This is a genomic window from Streptococcus sp. 1F3, assembly GCF_054968985.1.
Genome location: NZ_JBUEQR010000011.1, coordinates 8204 through 13362 on the forward strand (window position 1 = coordinate 8204; position 5159 = coordinate 13362).

The following is a 5159-nucleotide window of genomic DNA, read 5'->3' on the forward strand; positions in this document are numbered from 1 at the left end:
TTCGTCCTCTCTAGGTGTTAGCTTTTCATCTACCCACTACAGTTGACAAAGAGCCCTTTTTTTTGAGCAAAGGGACTATTGTCCCAGACTCCTTTTTCTTTTTTGAAGAGTTTGAAACAGTTGCTGTTCTAACTCCAGTTTTAGACTTTTCCGCTATGGAAAGAGCCTGTCTAGTTTCTAGCACCATTACGGTTTAAGACGGTGCAACATCCTTGGGAATGGAATAGCTTCACGGATATGTTTGGTTCCAGCGACAAAGGTGACCATACGCTCAATACCGATGCCGAATCCTGCATGGGGAACGGAACCGTATTTACGGAGATCAAGGTAAAATTCGTACTCTGACTTGTCCATTTCAAGAGCTTCCATCTTAGCAACGAGGGCATCATAATCGTCCTCACGGACAGAGCCACCGATGATTTCACCATACCCTTCTGGTGCGAGAAGATCCGCACAAAGGACACGGTCTGGATTACCCGGAACTGGTTTCATATAGAAAGCCTTGAAACTAGCTGGATAATTGATAACGAAGGTCGGCACACCGAAGTAATTTGAAATCCATGTCTCATGGGGAGAACCAAAATCATCACCATGCTCCAAATGCTCGTAGTCTGTCTCTTCATCTGCCTCATGCTCTTGAAGAAGACTGATTGCATCATCGTATGATACACGCTTGAACGGTTCTGCGATGTACTTTTTCAAACGTTCTGTATCACGTTCTAAGGTCTCAAGCGCCTGCGGTGCACGATCTAAGACCCCTTGAATCAAGGCTTTGACATAGGCTTCTTGTAAATCAAGTGATTCTTCATGATTTAAGAAAGAATACTCCGCATCCATCATCCAGAACTCGGTCAAGTGACGACGAGTTTTGGATTTTTCTGCACGAAATACGGGACCGAAGTCAAAGACACGACCGAGTGCCATAGCCCCTGCTTCTAAGTATAGTTGCCCGGATTGACTGAGGTAGGCAGGGGTTCCAAAATAATCTGTTTCAAAGAGTTCTGTCGAATCTTCTGCTGCATTTCCAGATAGGATGGGGCTATCAAACTTGATAAAACCATGTCGATCAAAAAATTCATAGGTCGCATAGATAATGGCATTACGAATCTGTTGAATCGCTACCTGCTTACGTGAGCGTAACCAGAGATGACGATTGTCCATAAGGAAATCTGTCCCATGTTCCTTGGGCGTAATTGGATAATCTTGAGACCCACCGATTACTTCCAGATCTGTCACATCTAGCTCGTAACCAAATTTAGAGCGCTCATCTGCCTTGACAATTCCTGTCACAAAAACAGATGTTTCTTGGCTGAGTTTTTTAATCATATCAAATTTAGCTGCTCCGTCTTCCTCACCAAACGCTTCAATAAAGTTTGGCTTAAAAGCAACTGCTTGGAAAAAAGCTGTCCCATCACGAAGTTGTAAAAAAGCTAATTTACCCTTCCCTGATTTATTAGCTATCCAAGCTCCAATCCTTACCTTCTCACCAACGTAGTCTTTGACATCAATAATCGATACTAAATCTTTAGACATAATTTCCCTTTTCTTCATCATTTTATTTTCTCTTTGACCTAGCCCTATCAATCTGTATGGGCGTAGGGAGGAGAAGCTCTGATAGAACTCCACCTCTAAGTGTTTGAACGTTCAACCTCAAAATCATAGCAACTGTATTCACCACCCAACAAAAGGTCTAGGCATCAAACACCTTATACTATAAAAACTTTAGGAGGTTGCTACTTGTATCCCCTAGGATCACTTTTATACACTAGCTATATAAAAGTCACATACAAACGTGCTTGCAGCTAATCGCCTAGCTTGCTTATTGAGTTTCCATAAAGGCTTTCAGACGTCTAACAGCTTCTTTGAGAGTATCAAGATCTGTTGCATAGCTGAGGCGGACATTTTCTGGTGCACCAAATCCAGCACCCGTAACCAAGGCAACTCCTGCTTCTTCCAAGATGGCTGTTGTAAAGTCAGTCACGTCAGTAAAGCCTTTCATTTCCATGGCTTTTTTGACATTTGGAAAGAGATAAAAAGCCCCTTGTGGCTTGACCACTTCAAATCCCGGTACTTGAGTAAGCAAAGGATAGATGGTATTAAGACGCTCTTCAAAGGCTTGGCGCATACGCTCCACTGTATCTTGTTCACCGCTCAAGGCTTCAATAGCTGCGTATTGAGCGACCGCTGTTGGATTGGAGGTCGTTTGTCCAGCAACCTTACTCATAGCAGCGATAATCTCTGCTTCACCCACTGCATAGCCAATTCGCCAACCAGTCATGGCATAGGTTTTGGATACCCCGTTGATTACTACTGTCTGTTTGCGAATGGCTTCAGATAGACTGGAAATCGGGGTAAATCTATGACCATTATAGACTAAACGTCCATAAATATCATCTGCCAAAATGAGAATATCATGCTCAACTGCCCAATTGCCAATTGCCAACAGCTCATCCCTACTGTAAATCATACCAGTCGGATTAGAGGGCGAATTGAGTATCAAAACCTTTGTCTTATCTGTCCGAGCTGTTTCTAGTTGTTCCACCTGTACCTTAAAGGCATTGGCTTGTGTAGCCTGAACAAAGATTGGAACACCTCCAGCCATTTTGATTTGGTCTGCATAGCTCACCCAGTAAGGAGTTGGAATCAGCACCTCATCAAGCGGGTTGATCACACTCATAAAAAAGGTATAGAGGGAGAATTTTGCCCCTGCTGCCACTGTCACTTGATCGGGGGGAACAGGATAACCGTAAAAGGTCTCAAAATACCGGCTGATAGCCGCTTTTAACTCTGGCAAACCACTTGCAACCGTATAAAAGCTAGCACGCCCATCCTTGATAGAAGCAATCGCTGCTGCTTGGATATTTTCTGGCGTAGTAAAGTCAGGCTCTCCCAAAGTTAAGGACAAAATATCCCTACCTTCTTCCCTTAAGCTCTTAGCACGCGCTCCCGCAGCCAAGGTAACACTCTCTTCCATTTCGAGCACTCGTTGTGATAACTTCATAGTCCCTCCTTGCTCAATAATTCCCCATCTTTAAAGGCAATGGTATAGTAGGTCTGCCCAGATTTGACTTCCCAAATCGGCTGATTCTGAAAGGAACCAAAGGTTACTTTTTGAATCTCACTAGCCCCATTTTCTTTCGCGATGGCTTCGGCTTCTTCTTGAGAAATACCATCTCTAGCCTCATAAACGAGAATATCTGAAGAGGCTTCTGGTATCAATACGAAAAGATCCTCTTCTTCCTTATTTTTTCCAGCCACACTATAATAGCTCGTCTCCCCATTGTAACGCATCACCTTAGAAATAGAGGTGATCCCTGCATACTGACTTGCAACCTGCTCTGCCTGTTTTCGTCCCACTAAAAAAGGACGTGCGGATACTTCCAAAACATACAAGATAGAAAAAACAATAACCGATACTAGAACAAATACTCCCATGAGGGTTTGCTTGCCAAGTGTCATACTGGATTTATTGGTGCGATTTCTCATTTTTGCCATAATAGGATTATTATACTATAGATTGGTTCAGAATGCCATTTTTTCTGATAATTTGTCTGAATTTTTTTAATAATCCTGCCCATCTTTCCTCCTATTCCCAAAGGTCTTCTTCTTGCAGTTCTATCTAATTATTGCTACACTATCTCTATGAAAGAAAATGTAAAAAAATCCTTAGAAAACAATCAGGAAGCCCTGCATAGTCTCATCATTCTTCATCGAGCTTCTAATACCATCTACAAGAAAGAACTTGAAACCATCAAAAAATACAATCTAACCATGGGACAATTTGGAGTATTAGAGGCCCTCTACAACAAGGGCAACCTCCGGATTCAAGAATTGATTGAGAAGTTACTCAGCACATCTGGTAACATGACAGTCGTCATCAAAAATATGATTCGAGACGGTTATATCACCCGAATCTCAGATCCGAGTGATAAGCGTGCCTACCTCATCAGCTTGACCGATTTAGGTCGGGAAACAATCGAAGCGATTCTTCCTGAACATTATGAGAATATTGGACAAATTTTTGAAATCATTAGCCCCAAAGAACAAGAAATCCTAAATGCTATTTTAAAAAAGTTTAAAAGATAATGCGAAACTATTGCTAATTAGTGATATTTTTGATATGCTACTTGTATCGCTTTCATACATGCCGATTTCCATGTCACTCTGAAAGCATATTCGATTTATAAAGGAGACCATACTTATGGCAAATGTATTATTTTTAGTTGGTTCACTTCGTACTGGTTCATTCAGCCAGCAAATGGCGCAAGAAGCTGAAAAGTTTCTAGACGGAAAAGCAAGCATCACATATCTAGACTACAGCCAGGTTCCTGTCTTTAATCAAGACCTTGAAACTCCTGTCCTGCCTGCTGTTGCATCAGCACGCAAAGCTGTTGAACAAGCTGATGCTATCTGGATTTTCTCACCTGTCTATAACTACAGTATCCCAGGTCCAGTCAAAAATATTCTTGACTGGCTCAGTCGTTCCCTTGACCTATCCAATCCCAAAGGTCCCTCCATTTTGCAAGATAAATTGACTACGGTCTCTGCTATTGCAAATAATGGACACGAGCCACTCTTTGCTGCCTACAAGGCACTTCTTCCATTTATTCGTACACAGATGGTCGGTGAATTTACCGCTTCATCTATCAATCCAGAAGCATGGGGAAGTGGGAAATTAGTCCTTTCAGAAGAGACCCTCGCCCGGCTAGAACAGCAGGCAACCGACCTCCTTACTGCGATTGATAAATAGTAAAAAAACAGCTTCGTTGCCCAAACATGTATCCAGTAAAAAATCACGACCTTCCTGTCCTCATCTTTGAGTATGACTCTCTGCTTGCGACAGTCAACAGACTATACTGGTATAGCAAAACGGGTAACGGACGCTATCAGCAAGCAATCCAAGACTAATACTCAATAAAAATCAAAAGTAGACTAGCGTTCACAATTAAGAATTGTGAAAGGTTGGAAATGAGAGTAGCACCGCTCATTTCCTTATAATCAAAGCCGAAGGGAGAACGAGCCTTCACCAAGGCAGGTTGACGATGAACTGCTCCCTGTCAAGTGGACAATGAAATAATAAAAGATTAGGCGACGGCCTTGTTCCTCATTTCAAGAGGTGCAAGGCCGTTGTTGCGCTCTTGAAAACGGTCATGGTTGTA

At 42.4% G+C, this 5159-nt stretch carries 6 protein-coding genes; 3 read left to right on the forward strand and 3 right to left on the reverse strand.

The features are described from left to right. Positions 1-186 precede the first annotated feature (186 nt). The 3 genes from asnS to ACVPON_RS00955 form a co-directional block, all read right to left on the reverse strand. Positions 187-1533: an asparagine--tRNA ligase gene (gene asnS, locus ACVPON_RS00945; RefSeq protein ID WP_462875119.1), complete on the reverse strand. Its 1347-nt coding sequence runs from the start codon at positions 1531-1533 to the stop codon at positions 187-189. 286 nt (positions 1534-1819) lie between these two features. After that, positions 1820-3001: a pyridoxal phosphate-dependent aminotransferase gene (locus ACVPON_RS00950; RefSeq protein WP_462875105.1), complete on the reverse strand. Its 1182-nt coding sequence runs from the start codon at positions 2999-3001 to the stop codon at positions 1820-1822. Then, positions 2998-3495 (reverse strand): cell wall elongation regulator TseB-like domain-containing protein, encoded by a 498-nt coding sequence (locus ACVPON_RS00955; RefSeq protein WP_462875107.1) that lies wholly within the window; start codon positions 3493-3495, stop codon positions 2998-3000. The genes ACVPON_RS00950 and ACVPON_RS00955 overlap by 4 nt, the downstream gene beginning before the upstream one ends. A 147-nt stretch (positions 3496-3642) precedes the next feature. On the opposite strand from ACVPON_RS00955, the gene ACVPON_RS00960 reads away from it, so the two are divergent. The 3 genes from ACVPON_RS00960 (at position 3643) to ACVPON_RS00970 (ending at position 4908) form a co-directional block, all read left to right on the forward strand. Continuing rightward, the gene (locus ACVPON_RS00960) at positions 3643-4086 is read left to right on the forward strand and encodes a MarR family winged helix-turn-helix transcriptional regulator (protein WP_462875109.1); all 444 of its coding nucleotides are present in this window, start codon (positions 3643-3645) and stop codon (positions 4084-4086) included. 115 nt (positions 4087-4201) lie between these two features. Further along, positions 4202-4750 carry an NADPH-dependent FMN reductase gene (locus ACVPON_RS00965; protein WP_462875111.1) on the forward strand — a complete coding sequence of 183 codons (549 nt, stop codon included), beginning with the start codon at positions 4202-4204 and terminating at the stop codon, positions 4748-4750. Positions 4751-4776: 26 nt separating this feature from the next. Next, entirely contained in the window at positions 4777-4908 is a 132-nt protein-coding gene (locus ACVPON_RS00970) for a hypothetical protein (protein ID WP_462875113.1), read from the forward strand. The last annotated feature ends 251 nt before the right edge of the window (positions 4909-5159 follow it).